This is a genomic window from Nocardiopsis sp. NPDC006139 (assembly GCF_040614155.1).
Classification (GTDB): Bacteria; Actinomycetota; Actinomycetes; order Streptosporangiales; family Streptosporangiaceae; genus Nocardiopsis; species Nocardiopsis changdeensis.
Window position 1 is genome coordinate 88304 of record NZ_JBEXTT010000018.1, and the last position, 22294, is coordinate 110597.

The following is a 22294-nucleotide window of genomic DNA, read 5'->3' on the forward strand; positions in this document are numbered from 1 at the left end:
GGTCCCGGCCGCGTCAACCGTTCTCTCACGGCGGGGGTAAGGAGACGGTAAACCCGCCGCGCCGTCGGCGCGAACCGGACCTCGTCCTCACCCCGCGCCGGGACGGGCGCTGGGCCGGGAGTCTCGCGACCCCCTTTGTGCGCGGGGCGTCGCCGTCGGCGAATCCCCCAACCGCCGACGGCGACGTAACCCCGCACATCTCGAATCTGACACATCAAGAATAAGAAACAAGTAAGCACCGGGCTTTACCCGCGGATGTGTCATGGGACACGTCGCGCGGGCGGCCGGGAGAGCGGTCCGGCCGTGCGCGGCGGCCGCCGCGGGACACCCGGCTCCACCCCTGCCCACAGGGGCTTTTCCATCCTACGGAAGGCCCCCGCGACCGCGGGTCCGATCACGGAAACATCACGCGCGGGGGCCGGTGGTTTGACGTGGGTCACAGTGCGGTAGACGTAAGTGGCACGCGCGGAACCGGGCCGGGAGGCCGGGCCGCGACGTGTTCGCATGTCACAGGGACGTGACCACATCACATTGCGCACGCACGGCGACGTGCGCGACACCGAACGCGACCGGAGTGCGGGAGTCCTCCGGTCCTACCCCTGGAAGAGGTGCAATGGGCGAGTTCTTCGCGGAGATCAAGGTCCGTATCAACGAGACCCGCGGTGCGCTCCAGTCGGCGCAGGCCGTCGGCGACGAGTTCCTCATCGACACCCACACGTCGGAGCTCGAGGACCTGTACCGCATCGCGGCTCGCAACGGCATCGACTGCGCCTGAGCCGACGCCCGGATCCCCCCGGACCGGGACGCGGCCCGTCGGGTCGACGGGGGCGCGGCGGAACACCCGTTCCGCCGCGCCCCCGCGCGCGTTCGCCGTCAGTCGCGGTCGGCGCCCAGCGGCGCCAGCAGGGCGTCCAGGGCGTCGTACAGCTCCGGGCGCGCCGCGATGACCAGGTCGTTGGCGGGCGGGCCGCCGTGCAGGCCGCCCACCCGGATCCCCGCCTCCGAGGCGATCAGGCCGGGCGCGGCCCAGTCCCACGGGTTCAGTCCGCGCTCGTAGAACGCGTTGGCCCGCCCCGCCGCCAGCCCGGTGAGGTCGACGGCGGCCGAGCCGCCGCGGCGGATGTCGCGGATGTGCGGGACGACCTCCACCAGCACGCGCGCCTGCTGCACGCGGCGCTCGGGGAAGTAGCCGAAGCCGGTGGCCACCAGCGCCTGTTCCAGGGGGACCGCCGGCGGGGCCTGGAGCGGTTCGCCGTTGCACCGCGAGCCCTCGCCCAGCACGGCCTCGTACAGCTCGCCGCGCCGCGGCACGTTCACCGCGGCCGCGACCACCACGCCGTCGACCTCGGCGGCGATGGCCACACCCCAGTCGGGCTGTCCGTACAGGTAGTTGACGGTGCCGTCGATGGGGTCGACCACCCAGCGCACCCCGCTGCCGCCGTCGCCGCCCGCCTCACCGCCCTCCTCGCCCAGGATCGCGTCGTCGGGGCGGACCGCCAGCAGCCGGGAGCGGATGAGCTCCTCGGTGGCCCGGTCCATCTTCGTGACGACGTCGGTGGGGCTCGACTTGGTGTCGAGCACGGTGACTCCCGCCTGCCCCTCGGCCGCGAGCCCGCCCGCCTCGGTCGCCACCCGCACGGCCAGGTCGCGCAGGGCCCTCGGGTCGGGTGTGGTGTGGATACCGGTCACTGCTCCGCTCTCCGCATTCGGCTGTGGGTCGGTCCGCACTCTACGCCGCCCGGGCGGACTCCGCCGAACGCCGCGTGCGGGCGGTCCCGGGGGCCGCGGAAAACCGGTTGCCCCGGCGCCGCCGCCGTCGGTAGGACGGTCCGGACGACCGAGGGGACGGGACCGCGATGTTCTGCTGGATGGATCTCAAGACGCACGACGTCGGGGCGACGGCGGGGTTCCTCGCGGCCCTGCTCGGCTGGGAGTGCGCCGTGGCCCGGGAGGACCCCCGCCGGGCGACGTCGGTGTACGCGGAGGGGGTGCGGATCGGCGGTGTGAGCGACCTGTCCCGGCCGCCGTACCCGCCGGGCCTGCCCGCCCACGTCGCCTACTACGTGGCGGTCGACGACGCCGACGGGCGCACGGCGGCGGCCGAGGCCGCGGGGGCGCGGGTGGTCGTCGAGCCGTTCGACGCGGGCGGCCTGGGGCGCGTGGCCACGCTGGTGGACCCCGTGGGCGCGGCGGTGTCCCTGTGGGAGGGACGCTCCTTCCGGGGGTGGACCCGGCCCCGGAACATGCTGCTCACCTGCGCCGAGCCGGAGCGGGCGGCGGACTTCTACACCCGCGTCCTGGGCGGGGTGCCGCGCGGGGCGTCGATCGCGCGCGGGGACGCCGCGCCCGCCTGGGAACTCGTGCTCGCCGATCGGGACCCCGCGGCCCTGGCCGGCCCCGCCCGCGAACGGGGCGGCTCGGTCGTGCGGGAGGACGGCGTGGCCCGCCTGCGCTCCGCCGAGGGGCTGTCCTTCGTGCTCGGCGCTCCCGGCACCGCTCGGAGCGCGGTATGAGCGGCGGGGTGGTGCTGAGGCGTGCGGGGGCCGCCGACGCGGAGGCCATGGCGGGGGTGTGGCTGCGCTCCTTCGCCGCGGCCCTGCCCACGGTGCGCCGCGCGCACGGGGACGACGCGGTACGCGCCTGGTTCGCGCAGGTGGTGGTGCCCGGGCGGGAGTGCTGGGTCTGCACCGCGGACGAGCGGGTCGTGGGGCTCCTGGTCCTGGACGGCGACGCGCTGGACCAGCTCTACCTGGACCCCGAGTGGCGGGGCCGGGGCCTGGGCGACCGGCTGGTGCGCCTGGCGCAGCGGCGCCGCCCCGGGGGCCTGGAGCTGTGGACGTTCCGGGTCAACGGGCCCGCGCGGCGCTTCTACGAGAGGCACGGCTTCACGGCCGCGGAGGAGACCGACGGATCGCGCAACGAGGAGCGCGAACCCGACGTGCGGTACGTCTGGCGCCCCTGAGGGGCCGGGCGGCCGGGGTGGGCCGGCCGCCCGGGGGTCGGTCAGAGGTGCTCGGGCCTGGCCCATTCCTTGCCGTGGACGTGGTGGTCGAGGAACGCGAAGACCGTCTCGTACCAGACCTGCGCGTTGCCCGGCGTGAGGATCCAGTGGTTCTCGTCCGGGAAGTACAGGAACTTGGACTCCACCCCGTACAGCTGGAGGTCGCGCCACAGGCGCAGCCCCTCGCCGATGGGGACGCGGTAGTCCTTGTCCCCGTGGATCACCAGCATCGGCGTGGTGATGTTCGGCGCGTGCAGGTGCGGCGAGTTGAGCAGGTAGCGCTCCGGCTGCTCCAGCGGGGTGCCGAACTCGTGCTCCCACACCGGCGGGTAGTCGGTGGTGGCGTTGAAGCCGTCCAGGCCCCACAGGGAGGCGTGGGAGACGATGGCCTTGAAGCGGTCGGTGTGCCCCGCGATCCAGTTGGCCATGTAGCCGCCGAAGGAGCCGCCCATCATGGCGGTGCGCTCGGCGTCGATGTCCTCGCGGGCCTCGGCGGCGTCGGTGATCGCCATGACGTCCGCGAACACGCGCGGCCCCCACTTGCCCCAGGCGCGGCGCAGCATGTCCTGGCCGTACCCGGTGGACAGGGCCGGGTCCGGGAGCAGGACGGCGTAGCCGCGGGCCGCGAGGATCCACGGGTTCCACCGCCACGACCAGCCGTTGAAGCTCATGTACGGGCCGCCGTGCACCCACAGCACCAGCGGGGCCGGGGCGTCGGCGGACGCCTCCTCGGGCAGGACCAGCCAGGAGCGGATCCGGGTGCCGTCGTCGGCGGTCGTCTCGATCTCGGTGAGGGTGCCCGGCATGGTGAGCTCCGAGCCCGGCGTGCGCAGGTACGCGGGCCCGCCGTCGACGGCGGCGGCGTCCAGGCGCACCGGCGCGGGCGGGGCGTCCCAGGCGTCGCGCAGCGCGTACACGTACCGGCCGTCCGGGGACGGGTTGAGCTCGCTGTAGGCGCCGTCGTCGCCGGTGATGCGGACCACCTCGCCCGAGCCCAGGTCGGCGCGGAAGACCGGGCGGCGGCCGTTCTCGTCGGCGGCGATGAACAGCGACCCGGAGTCGGCCGACCAGGCGAAGTCCCGGGCCCACAGCTCCAGGCCCGGGTGGACCGGGGAGGTCTCGCCGGTCTCGCGGTCCAGTACCCACAGCTGGTAGTCGCGGGGCTCGCCGTCGTAGTCGCCCTCGAAGCCGAGCGAGTAGGCGACGCGGCGGCCGTCCGGGGAGACCAGCGGGGAGCCCAGGTCGTACCCCTCCCGGCTGAGGAGGGTGGTGCGCTCGCCGGTGGCGGTGTCGACGGAGACCAGGACGCTGCGGTGTCCTCCCTTGCCGACGGGCACGTCCCACGTGGTGATGAGGGCCGTGCCGTCCGGGGTGAGGGAGCCCTGGGCGTTGATCAGGGCCTTGCCCGCGTCCGGGGTGAGGTCGCGGGGCTCGCCGAGGCCGTCCTCGGGCCCTGCGGGCGGGGTCGCGGCGAAGTAGCGCGGGTGGTCGGGCCCCAGGTCGTGGTCCCAGTAGCGGACGGGGAGGGACTCGTGCAGGATCGCGGTGACACCCGCGTCCGCACGGGCCTTGCGCGCCTCCGCCTCGTCCTCCCCGTCCTGGCTCCCGGGCAGGGTCGCCGAGGCGAAGGCGATCAGGCCCGCGTCCCGGGCGACGGTGAAGGCGCCGATGCCGCCGGGCCGGGAGGCCACGCGGCGGGCCTCGCCGCCTCCGGCCGGCAGCAGCCACAGGGCGGCCTTGGGCTTCTCCTCCGGTTCGGCGTCGGGGTCGGGTCGGGCGCTGGTGAACAGGACCGAGCCGTCGGGCAGGAAGCCCGCCGAGCTCTCGCCCTTGGCGCTGCGGGTGAGGCGGTGCGGGGCGGTCCCGCCCTCGGCCTCGGGGCGGACGTCGATCTCCCACAGGGCGCTGTGGAAGGTCTTGGCATCGGGTGCGATACCGCTGACGGGGGCGACCAGACGGGTTCCGTCGGGGGACAGGCGCAGCCCGTTGACCCGCTTCAGTCGGACGTATTCCGGCAGTTCGTACCAGGAACGGACCAAGGCAGTTACTCCTGAGAGGGGAGGATTCGTGATCTTCCCCGCACCTTATCCGCATCCGGTGTCAGCAGCGTTTACGGAGGGGCCCCGTGTGGCGTCCGGGGCCCCCGGGGGTCAGTCGCGGCAGTGGCAGCCCGCGCACCGGGGCACCGTGCTCAGGCGCTGCGGTTCGCGGCCCTCGGTGTACTCGCGGACCAGGTCCGAGACCATGGCGACGAACGCCGGGTGGGTGCCGGGGCTGAGCGCGCGCTCGTACCCGATGCCCAGCTTCTCGGCGGTCTGCCGGGCCTCCACGTCGAGGTCGAACTTGACCTCCATGTGGTCGGAGACGAACCCGTGCGGGACGACGACGACGGCGGGCACCCCCTCGCGGGCGAGCTCCTCCATGCGGTCGTTGACGTCGGGCTCCAGCCAGGGCTGGCTGGGAGGGCCGCTGCGGCTCTGGTAGACGACCTCGAAGGGGTACTCGCGGTCGAGGCGGTCCACGACCAGGCGGGCCACCTTCGCGAGCTGGGAGCCGTAGGCGCCCTCGGGGCCGAAGCCCAGCTCGGGGCCGCCGCTCTCCTCGGCCATCTTGGTGGGGATGGAGTGCGCGGAGAACAGCAGGTGGGCGCCCTCGCGCTGCTGTGCGGGCAGCGCGTCCAGGGCGGCGCGGGTGTGCTCGACCAACGGCTCGACGAACCCGGGGTGGTCGTAGAAGGGGCGGATGAGGTCGACCTCGGGTGCGTCCTCGCCCAGTGCGGCGCGGGCGCGGTCGATGTCCTCCAGGTAGGCGGTGCGGCTCGACCAGTTGCAGTAGGCGGAGGTGGGCAGCGCCAGTACGCGCCGCACCCCGTCGTCCCGCATCCGCTCCAGGGTGTCGGCGAGCATCGGGGCCCAGAACCGGTTGCCCCAGTAGATCGGCAGGTCGATGCCGTCGGCGGCGAACCCGTCGGTGACGGCGGCGAGGAGGTCGCGGCACTGTTGGTTGATCGGGCTCACCCCTCCGAAGAGGAAGTAGTGCTCACCGACCTCCGCGAGCCGCTCACGCGGGATGTTGCGTCCGCGCGTGACGTTCTCCAGGAACGGGATGACCTCGTCCTCGCCCTCCGGGCCGCCGAAGGAGATCAGCAGAAACGCGTCGTAAGGCCTCATGCACTTCATGAAACCAGCTCCTCCGGACCCCTGGGCCTCACCCCCCGGTCAGCGGGCCTGTGGCGTCGGACTCCCCCGACCAGGACCTTTCGGCCCGTTCTCCCCCTGGCCAGACAAGTGACCGGCGAGTAATGTCCCCTGGCATGACAGATGTGTTGTGGCACACATGGGCGGACACCTACCGGGCCCGTCCCAAGCGGACGGCCTCCCCCAACAGCACCGCCGAGGTCGCGGCGGCCGTGGCCTCCGCCGCGCAGGAGGGCCTGCGGGTCCGCATGGTCGGGTCGGGGCACTCCTTCACCGACGTGGCCGTCACCGACGGGCTCCTGCTCTCCCCCACCTCGCTGACGGGGGTGCGCTCGGTCGATCCGGCCGCGGGCACCGCCACGGTCGAGGCCGGGCTGCCCCTGTGCGACTTCAACGACGCACTGGCGGCGCACGGGGTGGCGCTCGCCAACATGGGCGACATCGCGGTGCAGACGGTGGCCGGAGCGGTGCAGACCGGCACGCACGGCACCGGCCGGGACGCGGGCGGGCTGGCGAGCCAGGTGGTCGGCCTGGAGATCGTGCTCGCCGACGGCTCCGTGGTGGAGTGCTCGGCGGAGCGCGAGCCCGAGCTGTTCCACGCCGCCCGGGTGGGCCTGGGCGCGTTCGGCGTGGTGACGGCGCTGACGATGGCGGTGCGCCCGGCGTTCCTGCTGCACGCGCGGGAGGAGCCCATGCCCCTGGACGAGGTGCTGGAGCGGCTGCCGGAGCTGCGGGCCGGCAACGACCACTTCGAGTTCTACTGGTTCCCCCACACCGGCAACACCAACACCAAGCGCAACAACATCACCGACGGTCCGGCGCGGCCGCTGTCGCGGTTCAAGGAGTGGCTGGACGACGACTTCCTGTCCAACACCCTGTTCGAGGGCGTCAACCGGGTGTGCCGCCGCTTCCCCGGCGCGGTCCCGGCCGTGAACCAGGTCAGCTCGCGGGCGCTGTCCGCCCGCTCCTACACCGACGTGTCGCACAAGGTGTTCACGTCCGTGCGGGACGTGCGGTTCGTGGAGATGGAGTACGCGATCCCCGCCGAGCACCTGGTGGACGTGCTGCGCGAGGCGCGCCGGATCGTGGACGCGGGCGACCACCGGGTGAGCTTCCCGGTGGAGGTGCGGTTCGCCCCGGCCGACGACGTGTGGCTGTCGACGGCCTACGGGCGCGACAGCGCCTACGTGGCGGTGCACATGTACAAGGGGACGCCGTACGAGGCGTACTTCGCCGACCTGGAGGCGGTGTTCACCTCGGTGGGCGGCCGGCCCCACTGGGGCAAGATGCACACCCGCGACCGCTCCTACCTGGAGGCGGTGTACCCGCGCCTGGGCGACGCCCTGGCGGTGCGCGACCGGGTGGACCCGCTGCGGCGGTTCGGCAACGACTACCTGGACCGCGTCTTCGGCTGACCGGCGCGGACCGGACCGGGTTCCGGCGCCGCTGCGGGCCCCGTCGGCGACGGGGCCCGCAGCGGTGTCCGGGTCAGCCCGCGGGGGCCTCGGGGACGGCGTCCCCGGTCCCGCCCGAGCCGCCGAGGGAACCGGTTCCGCCCGTGCCCCCCGTGCCGCCCGGTTCCTGGGTACCGCCGGTGCCCGGTCCCCCGCCCCCGGCGCCGGGGTCGGTCTGGCCGTCCCCCGGGTCGGTGGTGGCGCCGTCGCCCGGGTCGACAGGGTCGGTGCCCCCGTCGCCGCCATCCGTGGGCGGCTCGGTGGCCGGGGCGGTGGGGTCGGGGGTGGAGGACCCCTCCGCGGGGTCCCGGGACTGCTCCCCCGTGCCGTCCTGCCCGTCCTGCCCCCGGTCCTCCTGGCCTGCGGGTGCGTCACCGGTCCCCTCGTCCTCCGGGACCCGGGGCGCGGAGCTGCCGCCGCCGAGCAGCGTGGGCGAGGTGTGCTCGTCCTGCCCCTGCGTCCACGCGGTCAGGGAGCGCCCGGTGAACAGCTCGAACAGCAGGATGACGAGCATCACCAGGCCGAACACGACGGCGGCGGGCACCGCGTAGGCGCGCCATCCGCGCCGGGCCGGCTCCTGCTCCTCCTGTTCCCGGGCGCCGTAGGGGTCCTCCGGGTGCCCGGGGATGCCGGGGACGACGGGCATGCGCACCGTGGCGTCGGTCCCCCGCACGGGCAGGGCCATGGTGCGGGTGGCGTCGGGCTCCTCCGGCAGGCCGGGGATCGGCCCTGTCGGCGGCACCCCGGGCACCGGGCCGGTGCCCGGCGGGTCCAGGGGGTGGGAGCCGGCGCGGCGAGAACCTGTTCCCGCCGGCTCGGTGTGGCCGACGGCCTTCTCGGCGAACTGCCGCGCCTGGTCGCCCCCGCGCGAGAACCAGTCCTGAAGGAAGGGGCTGACCACCGTGCTCAGGGTGGCCATGACGGCCGCCCCGACGACCGTCCCGTAGACGTTGAGGTAGGAGGCGGCGGTGGCGGCGGCGAGGGTGGCCACGCCCGCCCCGACGACCTGGGACAGGCTCAGGTCGATGCGCTTCTTCCCGGCCTCCTCACCTTCTTCCGCGTCCCGTTCCCCACGGTGCTCGGCCCTCCCCATGCGGCCGTCCCCCTTCGTGCTCCGTCCCGTCCGGAGGGCGCGCGAGACGGCGCGCCGCGCTCCGGGATGGGCGTGTGTCGGGCATGTGGCCCCAGACGCCCCAAAGTTCACATACGACTCATGTACGGATAACTCAGACTAAGGGCGGCAGGGTTCCGATAACGCCATCAATGAAGATGCATCACTCTTCGGCACCCATCGGCGTGTCGAGTTGCGTCCGAGAGGATCCCCCTCCCCGACGAAGCGACCGAGATCGGAGTTTTTCCCGGACCTGGGGCGATTCGGGGGGCGCGGGATACCATCACGGCGGAGCCTTCGCACGGGAACCGCGACATTCGCCCGTGACAGCTCCCGGTCGTGGAAGGGTCAGCGTGCCAAGATTGGCAAAGGAAGCGACCGTGAGGACCCCGGGGACGGCCCGGGGCGCTCCCACCGTGGCGATACGCGTCGCGGATCGGGAGGCGGGCACACATGTTCGGGCGCGCCGGGCGCGGTAGTGGCCGAACCGTTGTCGGCCGACCAGACTTGGAGAACGCGGGGGTCGGTCCCAGGACCTGTCCTCGACGGGACGCGAAAGGGAGGGCGATGCACGAGCTTCGCCTCGTGGCCGTGAGTGAGGACGGCACCTATCTGGTGCTGGCCAGCACCGGCCGTGGAACCCGTTTCATGCTCCCTGTCGACGACCGCCTCCGCGCCGCAGTACGCGGCCAGTTCTCCCGGCTCGGCCAGTACGAGATCGAAGTGGAGAATCCGTTGCGCCCCAAGGAAATCCAGGCCCGCATCCGGTCCGGCGAGACCGCGGAGGCCATCTCCGAGATCTCCGGCATCCCCATCGAACGGGTGCGCTGGTTCGAGGGCCCGGTCCTCCAGGAACGGGAGTACATCGCGCAGCAGGCCCAGCGCGCCGCGGTGCGCATCGCCGGCGAGGCCGCGCCCGCGGGGAACCTGGAGGAGCTGGTCACCCGCCGGATCGGGGCCCACCAGCTGGAGACCGGCGACGCGGTGTGGGACTCCTGGAAGCGCGAGGACCGCACCTGGCAGCTCAAGCTCGTCTTCCTCGACGGCGGCGAGGAACGCGTCGCCCACTGGCTGTACGAGCCCAGACACAACACCGTCACCCCCGCCGACGAGGAGGCCGCCCGGTTCTCCTCGTCAGAGCCCGCTCCCTCCCCCACCGCGAACGTGACCCCTTTCGCCCCCCGGCGCTCCGAGTCCGAGGCGCCGCGCCCCTCCGTGCGCCCCGCCCCCGAACGGGTCGGCGGAGCGCGGCGCGCCGACGGCCCGCTGGACGACCCGCTGCGGCCGTCCGTGCCGCGCGGCGAGGAGGACGGCGCGGGCCGGCGGACCGGCGAGCGGCGCGAGGAGCCGGCGAACCGGTGGACCGAGGAGCCGCGCGGGCACCGCGGGTACGACGCCCCGCCCGCACGGCCGCAGCGGCCCGCGACCCGGGACGCGGAGCGGTTCGAGCGCGCCTCCGAGCACGACGGGCGGCCGGCGTACCGGGAGGCCGAGCAGGACGGGCGCCCGGCCTACCGCGAAGCCGAGGCGGGCGTACGGGCCCCGGAGCGGACCGGGCGCCCCGCGTACCGCGACGAGCACGAGGACCGCGAGGGCCGCGAGGAGACCGTCCGCCGGGACGGGTACGGGGAGCGCACCGCCCCCCGCTACGAGGAGCCCGCGGGGCACGGGCGCGAGGAGTACCCCGGGCACGGGCGCCCGGACACCGGGCCGCGCGCCCCGCACACGGCCCCGGCCGACGGGCCCGCCCGGCCTGCCTCCCCGGTGTTCGAGGAGGAGGGCGAGCCGTACGGCGGTCCGGCCGCCGCGCCGGTCGCGCGCCCGGAGCCGTCCCGTCCCGAGCCGCGCCCCGAACCGCTCCCGGCCGAGCGGCCGCGCGCCGCGCCCGCTGCGGAGGAGCGGCCCGACCGCCGGGAGCGCCCGGCCTGGTCGGCCGCCGCCGACCAGGTGCCGCCCGCGGCGCCCCTGAGCCAGCCCGCGCCGCGCCGGCGCCGGGCCACCATCGACCTCAACGACACCGGGACCCCGCGCCGGGCCGCCGACCCGTCCCCGGCCGCGCCCTCGGCGCCGCTCCCGGCCGCCGCGGCGGGCGGGGACCGGCCCGCGCCCAAGCGCAAGGGGCGCGGGCGCCGCGCCTCGGTGCCGTCCTGGGACGAGATCATGTTCGGGGCCAAGAAGGACGACTGACCCTCCGGGGTCCCGCACCGCTTCCCACGGGGGCGTCCGCCGCGGCGGACGCCCCCGTTCCGCGTGTCAGCGGGACGCGTCCACGCGGCGGGCCGCCAGGGCCATGGCCGCCAGCGACCGGTGGGACTCCCGGGACAGGTCCAGGCCCAGCAGCGCGGCCGCGCGCCCCAGGCGGTAGTCCACGGTGTTGGGGTGGACGTGCAGCCGCGCCGCGGTCCCCCGCCGGTCCCCGTCCGACCCCAGGTACTCCTCCAGGGTCCGGTACAGGTCCGGGTGCCCGGCCAGGGGGTCCAGCAGCGCCGCCAGCAGGGCGCGGGCCGCGCCCGGCCGGGTCGCCTGGTACTCGAACAGCAGGTCGTCGAGCATGTACAGCCCCGCGGGCCGGTCCAGCGCGCGGGCCAGGGACTGCAGCTCGTCGGCCAGCGCCAGCAGGTCGGGCACCCGTTCCGGCGGGCCGACCGCCCCGCCCGCGGTGACCGGCGCCCCCGCGGCCCCGCCCAGCCGGGCGACCAGTTCCGCCGCCCCGGGGGCGCCGTCCGCGTCGGCGGGCAGCGGCACCAGCGCCGTCCCGCCGCCCCCGCCCAGCAGGGCCAGCACCGGGCCGTCTGCGTAGGCCTCCAGCTCCCGCCGCAGGCGGTGGGCCCGGCGGCGGCGCGCCACCTCCTCGCTCACCCCCCGCTCCTGTGCCGGGGGAGCCGTCGGGGACAGGCTCAGCACCAGGTAGGAGTCGGGCAGCGGCACCCCGGCCCGGCGGGCGGCCGTGCCGGGGTCGGCGCCCGAGACCAGGGCCGAGTAGAGGGCGAAGCGGGCGCCCTGCTCATCGCCCGAGATGTGCTCGCGCTCGTCCAGGTAGCCGCGGGCGACCACGGTGGTGATCCGGCCCAGGTGGGCGATGAACAGGGCGGCCACCCGGGCGAGCGCGTCGAGGTCGCCGGGGCCGGCACGGGTGTGCAGGCGGTCCCAGACGGCGGAGAATCCCCGGTGGTAGGCGTCCAGCAGGGACTCCAGGCTCGCGCCCTCGGCCGCGCGGCGGGCCGCCGAGGCGGCCAGCAGTTCGGCGTCGTCGGGGCCGAGGGTGTCCCCGGCCTCCCCGTCGGCACGGCGCAGCACGGAGACGCACAGGCGCAGGTTGTGCTCGACCACCCAGCGGATGTCGGGGGCGAGGGACCGCGCGCCGCCGCCGTGGTGGTCGGGGTTGGTGGCGGTGAAGGACGCGATGACCTCGTCGACCAGCGCGGGGTCGCCGGGGGCGATCCAGGTGTGCGCCGGGCGCCCGCCGATCATCGGTACGCCCCCGGATTTATGACGGGTCACAATCCCTCGCCTCCCCTTCCTGGTCCCTGTCCACTTCCACCGGGCCCCCGAACGGGACGAATGTGGTGGTGGAGGCCGTTGTCGCCGGCCGCGCCCGAGCCTAGGGCACGGGCGGGTCCCGTGCGCGTCACGAACCGGCCTCCGCCGTGTCCCTTCTCCCAAAGGCGGTCCCATGGCCACCACCCCCGCGCCCGGGGCCCCCGGGTCGACCTCCCTGGCCGAGCGCGCCAGCTACCTGGCCGGGAACCTGGGCGACATCGTGCCGAGCACGGTGATCGGCTCGTTCCTGCTGCTGTACCTGACCGACGGCGTCGGGCTGGCCCCGGCCGCGGTCGGCACGCTGCTGCTGGTGGCCCGGCTCGTGGACGCCGCCACCGACCCGGTCATGGGCTACGTCGTGGACCACCTGCCCGCCACCCGCTACGGCCGGTTCCGCCCGTACCTGCTGGTCGGGTCGCTGCTGGCCGCCGCGAGCTTCGCGGCTCTGTTCCTGGCCCCCGCGCTGGCCCCGGACCCGCTGGTCGCGGTGTGGGTCGCCTACCTGGTGTGGGGACTGGCGTTCGACTTCATGGACGTGCCCCTCAACGCCCTGCTCCCCGCCATGACCGACGTGCCGCGCGACCGCGCCCGCCTGGCCGGGATCAAGGGGCTGACCTACCTGTTCGGGGCCGGGGCGGTCACCGCCGCCGTGCTGCCGGCCGTGGACGCCCTGGGCGGCGGCACCGCCGGGTGGGGCTCGTTCGCGGTGCTCGTGGCGGCGGGCTCGGCCCTGCTCATGGCGGTGTCGGCCGCCGGGGTGCGCGAACGCGTGCGGCCGGTGCGGGAGGAGCGGTACGGGCCGCGCGACCTCGGCCGGATGTTCCTCACCGGACGCGCGGTGCCGCTGCTGCTCGTCGCCAAGGTGGCGGTGTCGGCGGCCAGCGCCGCGATGCTCGCCTGCATGCCGTTCTTCTTCACCTACTACGCGGGCTCGGCGGCGCTGGTGAGCGCGGCGGCCGTGGTGATGATCGGGCCGATGATGGCGGGCAGCATCGCGGGCCCGGTCCTGGCCGGCCGGCTGGGCCCCCGCAACGGCTACCTCGTGAGCGCCGCCGTGGCCGTCGGCGGGTTCGCCACGATCGCCCTGGCCCCGGGGATGCCCGGGGCCTACTACCTGGCGGGGTTCGCGGTGGCGGGCCTGGGCGCGGGCGGAGCGGTGGCGCTGAACTACGTGCTGGTGGCCGAACTGACCGACGTCACCGAGTGGCGCACGGGCTTTCGGGCCGAGGCGGCGCTGGCCTCGCTGTCGTCGTTCGCGGCCAAGGCCGGGGGCGGCATCGGCGGCGCGCTGACGGCCTACTCCCTGGCCTTCTCCGGGTACCGGGCCGGCCGGGAGCAGACCGAGGCGGCACTGAGCGGCCTGCACCTGACCCAGTCGCTGCTGCCCGGGGGCCTGCTGCTGTTGGGCGGCCTGGTGCTGCTGGCCTACCCCGTCGACCGCGCCATGGCCGTGGAGGCGATGAGCGCGCTGGCCCGGCGCCGGTCCCTGTCCGCGGACCGCGCCGCGAACGGGACGCCGTGAACCCCCGGGCGTCCGACGCACCGACACGAGAGGAGAACGCCGTGCACGCACCCGCCGCCGCCCCGACCGGGGCCGCCCCTCCCGGCTTCCGCGCCGAGCCCCGGGCATGGACCGCGGAATGGATCTGGTCGGACCGGCCCGCGCTGGCCCCGCCGGGCCCCGACAACCCGTTCGGAAGGCACGACCCCGGCCGGTTCGACCACCGGGTCCTGTTCCGGACCGTCTTCCGCGTGGCCGGACCCGTACGCGGGGCACGCCTGTTCATCACGGCGGACTCGCGCTACACCGCCTACCTGAACGGGGTGGAGGTCGGCGACGGCCCCGTCCGCCACGGGCCCGGCACCCTGTACTACTCCGTCCACGACCTGGCCGGCGCGCTGGTGGAGGGGGAGAACGTGCTGGCCGTGGCGGCCCGGTTCTACGGCCATCCGACGCCGTGGTGGGAGCCGACCCCGCCCACGTTCACCCAGGGCGGCGGCTCGCTGGTGGCGGAGGTGGAGGTGGACGGCTCCGTGGCGGCGGCCAGCGGCCCCCACTGGCGGGTCCGGGAGGGCGACGCCTGGGAGCGGTGCCGCCCCATGGGGCTGCTGAACTCCCAGATCCCCGAGGCGTTCGACGCGCGCCTGCTGGACCCGGGGTGGACCGGGGCCGGGTTCGACGACACCGGCTGGGCCCCGGCGACGGTGCAGGCCGCGCACGCCGTCACCGGTCCGCGCGGGCGCACCCGGCCGGGCGGGCACCCGTACGGGGTGCTCCTGCCCCATCCGCTGCCGCCCCCGGCGGTCACCCGGCACGCCCCGGTCGGGCCGCCCCTGTGGTACGCGCTGCCCCCCGGCGCCGACCCCGACGTGCACACCGCGCTGGCGGCCGACGCGGCCGTACTGGAGGACGGGACCCCGGCCCGCCCCGACCGGCCCGGGGGGCGGGCGCTGGCCGTGTTCGACCTGGGCCGGATCGTGTCCGGGCGCACCCGGCTGACCCTGGACGGGCCCGCGGGCCGCACGGTCACCGGCGCCCTGGTGGAGGCCGTCACACCGGTGGCCCTCGGCTCGGCCGCGCCGTTCCGGATCCGCACCCGGAACGGCCGCACCCGGTTCACCGCCTCGGACCCCTCCGGCGGCCGGTACCTGGTGCTGTCCGTGGACGGCCCCGACGTGGAGGTGGCGGTGGCCGTCCGCGAGGCCCTGCGCCCGCGCCCCGCGGGGGCCGGGTTCGAGTGCTCCGACCCCTTCCTGGAGCACCTGTTCGCGGTGGCGCTGCGCACCGTCGACCTCACGGCGCAGGACGCCTACCTCGACTGCCCCACCCGGGAGTCGCGCGCCTGGGTCGGCGACGCCGTCGTGCACCAGGCGGTGGACCTGGCGACCTCGCCCGACTGGTCGCTGGCCGTGTGGAACCCCCGGCTGCTCGCCCGGGCGCGCCCCGACGGCATGCTCCCCATGGTCGTCGCCGGCGACTTCGCCCGCGACGGGGTGCCGCCCATCCCCGACTGGGCGCTGCACTGGATCCGGTCGGTGCACCTGCTGTACCGGTACACCGGCGACCGGGAGGCGGTCGCGGAGCTGCTCGGCACCGCCGAGGGGGTGCTGCGCTGGTTCGCGCGGCACGCGCGCCCGGACGGCCTGCTGCACGACGTGCCCGGATGGGTGCTGATCGACTGGTCCCCCGTCCAGGTGGCCGGGTGCTCGGCCGCGCTCAACGCCCTGTGGGGCCGGGCCCTCGCGGACTTCGCCGAGATGGCCGCCTGGTCGGGAGACCCCGGGCGGGCCCTGTGGGCGCGGGACGCCCACGCGCGCCTGGCCGAGGGGTTCGAGGCGTTCTGGGACGAGGAGCGCGGCGCCTACCGCGACACCCTGGGCCCCGCGGGCCCCGGGCGCGGGGTCAGCGAGCACACGGCCGCGGCCGCGGTGTGCGCGCGCCTGGTGCCGCCGCGGCGGCGGGACCGCGTGCGGGACCTGCTGCTGGACCGGGACGCGATGTTCACCCGCAGCCCGCTGGCCGACCACGGGGTCGACGAGCGCGGCGCCTACGACGGCACCCCCGTGCACCTGCGGGAGGCGCCCGACTGGGACACCGAGGCGCGGGTGGTCGGCGCCCAGCCGTTCTTCCGCTACGTCGTGCACGACGCGCTGGCCGAACTGGGCGCGGCCGACGCCCTGGTGGACCTGTACCGGGACTGGGCGGTCCTGCTGGAGAGCGGCCCGAGCGCGCTGCGCGAGTGCTGGGAGGGCGGGTCGTTCGCGCACGGGTGGTCGGCGACGCCCGCCCGCGACCTGGTCGTGCACACGCTCGGGGTGTCGCCCGCCGAGCCGGGGTACGCGTCGGTGCGGGTGGCGCCGCGGCCGGGCCGGCTGGAGAGGATCGCCGGACGGGTGCCCACCCCGCACGGGTTCGTGGAGGTCGCCGTGGAGAACGGGCGGGCCCGGGTGGACTCCCCCGTGCCGGTGGAGTTCTCGCACCCCTCGGGCCGCGTGGACCGGTTCCCCGCCGGGGAGCGTACGATCACCCTGCACCACGCCTTCCCCCGAGGAGACCAGCCATGACGGACGGACCCACCGCGCACGTCGGAGCCGGGGCGCTGCGCGGCACCGCCGACGGGGGGATCGTCCGCCACCTGGGCGTCCCCTACGCGGCACCGCCCGTCGGGGAGCACCGCTTCTCGGCGCCCGCCCCGGTCACCCCCTGGGAGGGGGTGCGCGACGCCACCGCGTACGGACCCGGCGCCCCGCAGGCGCCCTACGAGGGCGCCGTCGGGGAGATCCTGCCGTCGGTGGACGCCTGGGGGGACGACTGCCTGCACGTCAACGTGTGGGCGCCGCGGGGCGCCGAACCCGGTTCGCTGCCGGTGCTGCTGTGGTTCCACGGCGGGGCGCTGGTGCGCGGGGCCAACTCCCTGAGCGCTTACGACGGGACCGCCTTCGCGCGCGACGGGATCGTGTTCGTGTCCGCCAACTACCGGCTGGGCTCGGAGGGGTTCTCCGTCCTGGAGGACGCCCCGCTCAACCTGGGGCTGGCCGACCAGCTGGCCGCGCTGCGCTGGGTGCGGCGGGAGATCGCCGCGTTCGGCGGCGACCCCGGGCGCATCACCGTCGCCGGGCAGTCCGCGGGGGCGGGCACCACCGCCGCGCTGATCGCGCACCCCGAGGCCGGGCGGCTGGTGCGGCGGGCGATCGTCCAGAGCGGGCCGCTGAGCGCCGCCGCCCCCGGCCGGGCCGGGCGGATCACCCGGCTCATCGCGCAGGACCTGGGGATCCCCGCCACCCGGGACGCCTTCGCCGGGGTGGGGCCCGAGGACCTCGTCGCCGCCCAGCACCGGGCGATGGCGGCGGGGAACCCGCTCGCGGGCGGCCCCGCGTTCTCCCTGGCCGTGGACGGCGACCTGGTACCGCGCACCCCCTACGACGCGTTGCGCGCGGGCGCCGCCGACCACCTGGACCTGCTCATCGGCACCACCCTGGAGGAGCACCGGCTGTGGCTGGCCCCCGGCGGCGCCGACCGCGCCCTGGGGTGGCCGCTGCTGGCCCTGGGCGCGCTGCGGTTCGGGGTGGGCCCGGCGACGCTGCGCAGGCTGCGCTCGCGCCGCCCCGGGATGAGCACCGGGATGCTGGCGGGGGCGCTCGTCGGCGAGGTGCTGCTGGAGCGGCCCGCGCGGCGGGTGGCGCGGGCCCGCGCCGCACGGGGCGCCGCCACGCACGTGTTCGGGTTCGCCTGGCGCAGCCCGGTCGCGGACCTGGGCGCGGCGCACTGCATGGAGCTGCCGTTCGTGTTCGACCGGCTGGGCACCCCCGGCGCCCTGGCCCTGACCGGCCCGGACGCCCCCGCCGAGCTGGCCCAGCGGACGCACCGGGCCTGGGTGGGCTTCGTCCGCGACGGCGACCCCGGCTGGCCGTCCTGGGCCGAACGGCCCGAGCCGCACGTCCTGGACGCGGGCTGACACGGCCCGGCCCGGTCAGGGGCGCGGGCCGGCCAGGAAGGGGCGGACCATGTCCGGGGTGATCCCGGCGGCGAAGCCCACCGACTCCTCGAAGGAGGCGTCGGTGGCGGTGTAGCCCCCGGCGCCCGCGCCCACCGTCACCTGGAGGTCGGCCAGGCCGGGACGGCGCTGGAACAGGGTCTGCCTCCAGGTCCAGCCGATCACCGCCGACCGCTCCACCGTGGCCTGGGACCGGGACAGCGAACCCGAGCGGACGCTCACCCGCTCCCCGTCGTGCCCGTGGCCCAGGGAGCGGTAGCGGTCCACGCCCAGGGGCACCGCGGCGACCGTGAGGACCAGGGCCACGGCGGCGATCCAGCCGGGGGCGAACGCGGCCGCCAGGGCCAGCGCCAGGGCGGGCGGACCCACCGAGCGCAGCAGGCGGCGGCCCAGGGCGGCCCGGGGGTGGCGGCGCAGCGTTCCGGTGTAGCGGCCCAGGGCGTGGTCCACGACCTCCTCGACCCGGTCCCGCGGGCCGATCGGCAGCAGCACCGAGCGCCCGGCCGTGTCGCCCAGACCGGTGACGATCGCGCGCAGGCGCACCGCGCCCCGCAGGCGCTCCAGGGGGTTGTCCAGCAGCTCGTACCCGCGGATGCGCCGCTTCTCCAGGGTGACGCTGCGCCGGGTGAACAGGCCGCGCTCGGCCACCAGGGAGCCGTCGCGCTCGCGCAGGGTGAACCCCCAGTGGGTGAGGGCGTAGGAGACCACGGCGAACACCGGCATGAGGAACACGATCACCACGGCGGCCGCGACGGCCGCCGTCAGCAGGCCGTTGCGGTCGGAGGCCTGCACCCAGTCGATGAACGCGTCCGTGGCCCACTCCCCCGCGGTCTGCTGGACCGCGCCGAACAGGGCGGACAGCACCGCGAAGGGGGTGAGCAGGTAGCCCAGGCTCAGTGCCCCGTACAGGTACCAGGAGCGGGGGATGGCGAAGTGGACGGTCCCCTCGTCGGCGGCCGGCCCGTCGTCGCCGGGGGCCGGGCTCTGCCCGTCCCCGGCGGGGGCCGCGTCGGCCGCTTCGGTCCGGCCGACCAGCACCGCCTTGCGGTGCAGCAGGACCCGGCGCAGCCGCTCGGCCTCGGCGGTGTCCACGGCGTCGAGCTTGCCGTCCTCGCTGCCGCCGGCGGCCCCGGCCGCCGCCTCGATGCGCACCACCGCCACGCCCAGGATCCGGTGCAGGAGCGTGCTGGTGACGTCCACGCCCCGGATGCGCTCCAGCGGAATGGTGCGCCGGGACCGGCTCAGCAGGCCCTTGCGGATCTCCAGGTGGTCCCCGGCCACCTCGTAGCGCGTGGTCCGCCAGGTGACGAAGCCGCCGACGAGCAGGGCGACCACGCCCGCGCCGGTCGCGCCCAGCACCCACGGGTTGAACCCGCCCACGACCAGGCCCGCGACGATGGGCAGCAGCAGGCTGCGCAGCTGGTTGACGGGCCCCACGACCATGGTCCGGGCGCTCAGGCGGCGCGCCCGCTCCACCCCGAGCGCGTCCGCCGCAGGAGGCACAAGCCCCCCGGCGCCCTCGACCGCGCCTCCAGCCCCATGAACCTCCATGGAACCGGGCACACCCCCGGGTGCATCCGCCCCCGGGTGCGTCGCACCGCCACCGGAGCCGGACACCGCAGGGGGCACAGTCGTCCCTCCGGCCCCCTCCGCCTCCGGCGGCACAAGCCCCTCGGCGTCCTCGGCCTCGTCTCCCGTCCCAGGGGCATCAGCGGAACCGGGGGCATCGTCGGACACGAGCGGCTCCTCGGGGGCGCCTTCCGGGGCGCGGGCATCCGTGGGAACGGGCGCGTCCGGGTCCGGGCGCGCAGGGCCGGGGGGCTCGGGGATGTGCGGGGTCGTCCGGTCGTCGTCACCGGTGCCGTCGGTCACGTGGCATCGTCCCGCAGGGTTCCGGCGCGCACGGCCAGCTCCTCGCTCAGCCCGCGCGCCTCGTCGGCGTCCAGCCCCTCGATGGTCGACGAACCCGCGTAGGAGGCCGTCTGCACCTCCAGGGTCGCCACGGAGAAGAGGCGTTCCAGCCACCCCTGGGTGTGGTCGACCGTCTGCAGGCGGCTCACCGGCACCAGCTGCCAGGTCCGGCTCACCCACCCCGAGCGCGTGTAGATGACGTCTTCGGTCACCTCCCAGCGGTGCACCCGGTAGCGCCAGGAGGGCACCACCGCCACCCGGAGCAGGGCGTACACACCGTAGACGACGGGTACGAACGGGGCGTACTCGCGCACCCACACGGGCGGCCAGCTCCATCCGAGGGAGGTCAGCGCCCACGCGCCCGCGCTCAGCAGTGCAGTGAGGAACAGGCCGCCCAGCAGCAGGCGCACCGTCCACACGCCGATCGCGCGCCTGCTCACCCTGCGCTCCGGCGGCCGCAGTCCGGTGGCGGGCTCCGCCTCCGGCGGGGAGGGATCCAGTGGGGCGTCGGTCGGGGTGTCGTTCACGGACTCGAGTCTAGGGTCGCCCCGGTGCCGCGAACCCCTGCGTGTCAGCGGTTGCGGAACGGCGGTGTCAGCGGGGTGTGGGCGGTGCGGTCCCGCATGTCAGCGTTCTGTCAGAACCGCCGACGAGACTGGTCATCGAACGTGCGAACGGAGGAGTGGGATGACAGACGCCATACGCGCGGAGGGCCTGGTCAAAGAATTCAAGGGCAAACGCGCCCTGGACGGGGTGGACCTGACCGCCAGGACGGGGGCCGTGCTGGGTGTCCTGGGCCCGAACGGCTCCGGCAAGACCACGACGGTGCGCATCCTGGCCACCCTGCTGCAGCCGGACGCCGGCCACGCCGAGGTCTCCGGGTTCGACGTGGTGCGCGAGCCGCACGAGGTCCGCCGGCTGATCGGCCTCACCGGCCAGTACGCCGCCGTCGACGAAGAGCTGACCGGCGTGCAGAACCTGGCGCTGATCGCCCGGCTGCTGGGCTTCGACCGGGCCGGCGCCCGGGCCCGGGCGGACGAGCTGCTGGAGCGGTTCGCGCTGTCCGACGCGGGCGGCCGTCCCGCCAAGACCTACTCGGGCGGCATGCGCCGCCGCCTGGACCTGGCCGCCAGCCTGGTCGGCCGGCCGTCCCTGCTGTACCTGGACGAGCCGACGACCGGCCTGGACCCGCGCAGCCGCAACGACCTGTGGGACGTGGTCCGCGACCTGGTGGGCGACGGGGTCACCGTCCTGCTCACCACCCAGTACCTGGAGGAGGCCGACCGGCTCGCCGACGACCTGCTGGTGCTCGACCACGGCCGGGTCATCAGCCGGGGCACCCCGGAGGAGCTGAAGAACCGGACCGGCGGCCAGGTCCTGGAGCTGCGCACCGTCGAGTCCGGCCGGCTGCCGCTGGCCACCAAGATCATCGAGGCGGTCACCAGCACCCCGGTCACCCAGGACGGCCTGGTGGCCAGCGTGCCCGTCACCGACGCGGGCGTGCTGCCCGAGGTGGTGCGCCGCCTGGACGAGCAGGGGGTCGCCGTCGCCGAGCTGTCCCTGCGCAAACCCAGCCTTGACGAGGTGTTCCTGGCCCTGACCGGGCACACCGCCGAGAGCGACACCGAGGAGGTGCCCGCATGAGCGCCGTGACGACACGGGAGCCGTCGGCGCGGACCGGGGACGCGCCCCGCGTCCCCCGGCACATCACGCCGCTGACCACCGTCCGCAACGGGCTCCAGCTGGCCTGGCGCAGCATCCTGAAGATCAAGGCCAACCCCGAGGAGGTCTTCGGGCTCATCCTCCAGCCGGTCATGTTCGTGACCCTGTTCGTCTTCGTCTTCGGACAGGCGCTCATGGGCGACTGGCAGGCCTACCGGGACTTCCTGATGCCCGGCATCGTGGCGCAGTCGGTCATCTTCGCGACGCTGGGCACCGGGTTCACGCTGAGCCAGGACGTGGAGAAGGGGATCTTCGACCGGTTCCGCTCGCTGCCCATCGCGAGGTCGGCCCCGCTGATCGGCGCGATCCTGGGCGACCTGGTGCGGTACGCGATCACGGTGGTGATGGTGCTGCTGGTGGGCGTGCTCATCGGCTTCCGGCCCGAGGGCGGCCTGGTGGGCGTGGTCGCCGCCGGGGCGCTGGTGCTGCTGTTCGCGTTCGCCCTGTGCTGGATGTCGGCCTTCGTCGGCATGATCGTGCGCACGCCGATGGCCGTGCAGGCGTTCGGCATGATCCTGATGTTCCCGCTGACGTTCGCCAGTTCGGCGTTCGTCGACCCGGAGAGCATGCCGTCCTGGCTGCGGGTGATCGCCGCGAACAACCCGGTGACGCACATCGTGGACGCCATGCGCGGGCTGATGATCGGCGGCGACGTCGCCGGGCCGGTGACCTGGACGCTGGTGTGGGCGGCGATCATCACCGCGGTCTTCTTCCCACCCGCGGTGTGGGCCTACCGGCGCCGCACCTGAACCGCGCCCTCCGGGCCGCGGGCGCGACGGAGGGCGCGTGCCCGGGCGGCAGCACCGTCCGGGGCGCGCCGCCCGCCGCTCGGGCCGGGGCGCCCCGGCCCGCCGGGGCCCGGG

Annotated in this window: 17 protein-coding genes; 10 read left to right on the forward strand and 7 right to left on the reverse strand. The window is 75.5% G+C overall.

Going from position 1 to position 22294, the window contains the following annotated elements; genetic code table 11:
- Positions 1-613: 613 nt before the first annotated feature.
- On the forward strand, positions 614-775 hold the full coding sequence (locus ABZ249_RS22550; protein WP_220560172.1) for a hypothetical protein: 162 nt from the start codon (positions 614-616) through the stop codon (positions 773-775).
- A 98-nt stretch (positions 776-873) separates the two neighbouring features.
- Here the strand turns inward: ABZ249_RS22550 and ABZ249_RS22555 are convergent, their stop codons facing one another.
- Positions 874-1689 carry an inositol monophosphatase family protein gene (locus ABZ249_RS22555; RefSeq protein ID WP_220560171.1) on the reverse strand — a complete coding sequence of 272 codons (816 nt, stop codon included), beginning with the start codon at positions 1687-1689 and terminating at the stop codon, positions 874-876.
- A 179-nt stretch (positions 1690-1868) separates the two neighbouring features.
- Between ABZ249_RS22555 and ABZ249_RS22560 the strand changes: the two genes are divergently transcribed.
- Positions 1869-2513, forward strand: coding sequence for a VOC family protein (locus ABZ249_RS22560; protein ID WP_220560170.1), 645 nt, complete (start codon positions 1869-1871; stop codon positions 2511-2513).
- On the forward strand, positions 2510-2962 hold the full coding sequence (locus ABZ249_RS22565) for a GNAT family N-acetyltransferase (protein ID WP_220560169.1): 453 nt from the start codon (positions 2510-2512) through the stop codon (positions 2960-2962). The genes ABZ249_RS22560 and ABZ249_RS22565 overlap by 4 nt, the downstream gene beginning before the upstream one ends.
- Before the next feature lie 41 nt (positions 2963-3003).
- Here the strand turns inward: ABZ249_RS22565 and ABZ249_RS22570 are convergent, their stop codons facing one another.
- Positions 3004-5040: a S9 family peptidase gene (locus ABZ249_RS22570; RefSeq protein ID WP_355266202.1), complete on the reverse strand. Its 2037-nt coding sequence runs from the start codon at positions 5038-5040 to the stop codon at positions 3004-3006.
- Between the two features lie 111 nt (positions 5041-5151).
- Positions 5152-6171, reverse strand: coding sequence for a ferrochelatase (locus tag ABZ249_RS22575; RefSeq protein ID WP_220560166.1), 1020 nt, complete (start codon positions 6169-6171; stop codon positions 5152-5154).
- 143 nt (positions 6172-6314) lie between these two features.
- Here ABZ249_RS22575 and ABZ249_RS22580 point away from each other — a divergent pair, with 143 nt between their 5' ends.
- Positions 6315-7613 (forward strand): D-arabinono-1,4-lactone oxidase, encoded by a 1299-nt coding sequence (locus tag ABZ249_RS22580; protein ID WP_220560165.1) that lies wholly within the window; start codon positions 6315-6317, stop codon positions 7611-7613.
- 73 nt (positions 7614-7686) lie between these two features.
- Here ABZ249_RS22580 and ABZ249_RS22585 read toward each other — a convergent pair whose 3' ends face one another.
- Complete coding sequence (locus tag ABZ249_RS22585; RefSeq protein ID WP_220560164.1) at positions 7687-8745, reverse strand: hypothetical protein; 1059 nt, start codon at positions 8743-8745, stop codon at positions 7687-7689.
- 585 nt (positions 8746-9330) lie between these two features.
- Here ABZ249_RS22585 and sepH point away from each other — a divergent pair.
- Positions 9331-10950, forward strand: coding sequence for a septation protein SepH (sepH, locus tag ABZ249_RS22590; RefSeq protein WP_355266207.1), 1620 nt, complete (start codon positions 9331-9333; stop codon positions 10948-10950).
- A 66-nt stretch (positions 10951-11016) separates the two neighbouring features.
- Here the strand turns inward: sepH and ABZ249_RS22595 are convergent, their stop codons facing one another.
- Positions 11017-12234, reverse strand: coding sequence for a helix-turn-helix domain-containing protein (locus ABZ249_RS22595; protein ID WP_355266210.1), 1218 nt, complete (start codon positions 12232-12234; stop codon positions 11017-11019).
- 202 nt (positions 12235-12436) lie between these two features.
- Here ABZ249_RS22595 and ABZ249_RS22600 point away from each other — a divergent pair, with 202 nt between their 5' ends.
- The 3 genes from ABZ249_RS22600 to ABZ249_RS22610 are packed head-to-tail and all read left to right on the forward strand — an operon-like array spanning position 12437 to position 17759.
- Positions 12437-13825 carry a glycoside-pentoside-hexuronide (GPH):cation symporter gene (locus ABZ249_RS22600; protein ID WP_355266213.1) on the forward strand — a complete coding sequence of 463 codons (1389 nt, stop codon included), beginning with the start codon at positions 12437-12439 and terminating at the stop codon, positions 13823-13825.
- 41 nt (positions 13826-13866) lie between these two features.
- Positions 13867-16368, forward strand: coding sequence for an alpha-L-rhamnosidase N-terminal domain-containing protein (locus ABZ249_RS22605; protein WP_355266216.1), 2502 nt, complete (start codon positions 13867-13869; stop codon positions 16366-16368).
- Complete coding sequence (locus tag ABZ249_RS22610) at positions 16365-17759, forward strand: carboxylesterase family protein (RefSeq protein ID WP_355266219.1); 1395 nt, start codon at positions 16365-16367, stop codon at positions 17757-17759. Before ABZ249_RS22605 ends, ABZ249_RS22610 begins: the two co-directional genes overlap by 4 nt.
- Before the next feature lie 15 nt (positions 17760-17774).
- Here ABZ249_RS22610 and ABZ249_RS22615 read toward each other — a convergent pair whose 3' ends face one another.
- Positions 17775-19535, reverse strand: coding sequence for a PH domain-containing protein (locus ABZ249_RS22615; RefSeq protein WP_355266222.1), 1761 nt, complete (start codon positions 19533-19535; stop codon positions 17775-17777).
- Between the two features lie 131 nt (positions 19536-19666).
- Positions 19667-20209: a PH domain-containing protein gene (locus ABZ249_RS22620; RefSeq protein WP_355266353.1), complete on the reverse strand. Its 543-nt coding sequence runs from the start codon at positions 20207-20209 to the stop codon at positions 19667-19669.
- A gap of 187 nt (positions 20210-20396) precedes the next feature.
- On the opposite strand from ABZ249_RS22620, the gene ABZ249_RS22625 reads away from it, so the two are divergent.
- Both ABZ249_RS22625 and ABZ249_RS22630 read left to right on the forward strand, forming a co-directional pair.
- Positions 20397-21353 carry an ATP-binding cassette domain-containing protein gene (locus ABZ249_RS22625; RefSeq protein ID WP_355266225.1) on the forward strand — a complete coding sequence of 319 codons (957 nt, stop codon included), beginning with the start codon at positions 20397-20399 and terminating at the stop codon, positions 21351-21353.
- Positions 21350-22180, forward strand: coding sequence for an ABC transporter permease (locus ABZ249_RS22630; protein ID WP_220560156.1), 831 nt, complete (start codon positions 21350-21352; stop codon positions 22178-22180). The genes ABZ249_RS22625 and ABZ249_RS22630 overlap by 4 nt, the downstream gene beginning before the upstream one ends.
- Positions 22181-22294 lie beyond the last annotated feature (114 nt).

What these genes read in the sequence shown, in the direction of transcription:
- ABZ249_RS22550 (WP_220560172.1), top strand. Translation starts at nt 614, where the DNA reads ATGGGCGAGTTCTTCGCGGAGATCAAGGTCCGTATCAACGAGACCCGC.
- ABZ249_RS22560 (WP_220560170.1), top strand. Translation starts at nt 1,869, where the DNA reads ATGGATCTCAAGACGCACGACGTCGGGGCGACGGCGGGGTTCCTCGCG.
- ABZ249_RS22565 (WP_220560169.1), top strand. Translation starts at nt 2,510, where the DNA reads ATGAGCGGCGGGGTGGTGCTGAGGCGTGCGGGGGCCGCCGACGCGGAG.
- ABZ249_RS22575 (WP_220560166.1), bottom strand. Translation starts at nt 6,171, where the DNA reads ATGAGGCCTTACGACGCGTTTCTGCTGATCTCCTTCGGCGGCCCGGAG.
- ABZ249_RS22580 (WP_220560165.1), top strand. Translation starts at nt 6,315, where the DNA reads ATGACAGATGTGTTGTGGCACACATGGGCGGACACCTACCGGGCCCGT.
- ABZ249_RS22585 (WP_220560164.1), bottom strand. Translation starts at nt 8,745, where the DNA reads ATGGGGAGGGCCGAGCACCGTGGGGAACGGGACGCGGAAGAAGGTGAG.
- sepH (WP_355266207.1), top strand. Translation starts at nt 9,331, where the DNA reads ATGCACGAGCTTCGCCTCGTGGCCGTGAGTGAGGACGGCACCTATCTG.
- ABZ249_RS22595 (WP_355266210.1), bottom strand. Translation starts at nt 12,234, where the DNA reads ATGATCGGCGGGCGCCCGGCGCACACCTGGATCGCCCCCGGCGACCCC.
- ABZ249_RS22600 (WP_355266213.1), top strand. Translation starts at nt 12,437, where the DNA reads ATGGCCACCACCCCCGCGCCCGGGGCCCCCGGGTCGACCTCCCTGGCC.
- ABZ249_RS22610 (WP_355266219.1), top strand. Translation starts at nt 16,365, where the DNA reads ATGACGGACGGACCCACCGCGCACGTCGGAGCCGGGGCGCTGCGCGGC.
- ABZ249_RS22625 (WP_355266225.1), top strand. Translation starts at nt 20,397, where the DNA reads ATGACAGACGCCATACGCGCGGAGGGCCTGGTCAAAGAATTCAAGGGC.
- ABZ249_RS22630 (WP_220560156.1), top strand. Translation starts at nt 21,350, where the DNA reads ATGAGCGCCGTGACGACACGGGAGCCGTCGGCGCGGACCGGGGACGCG.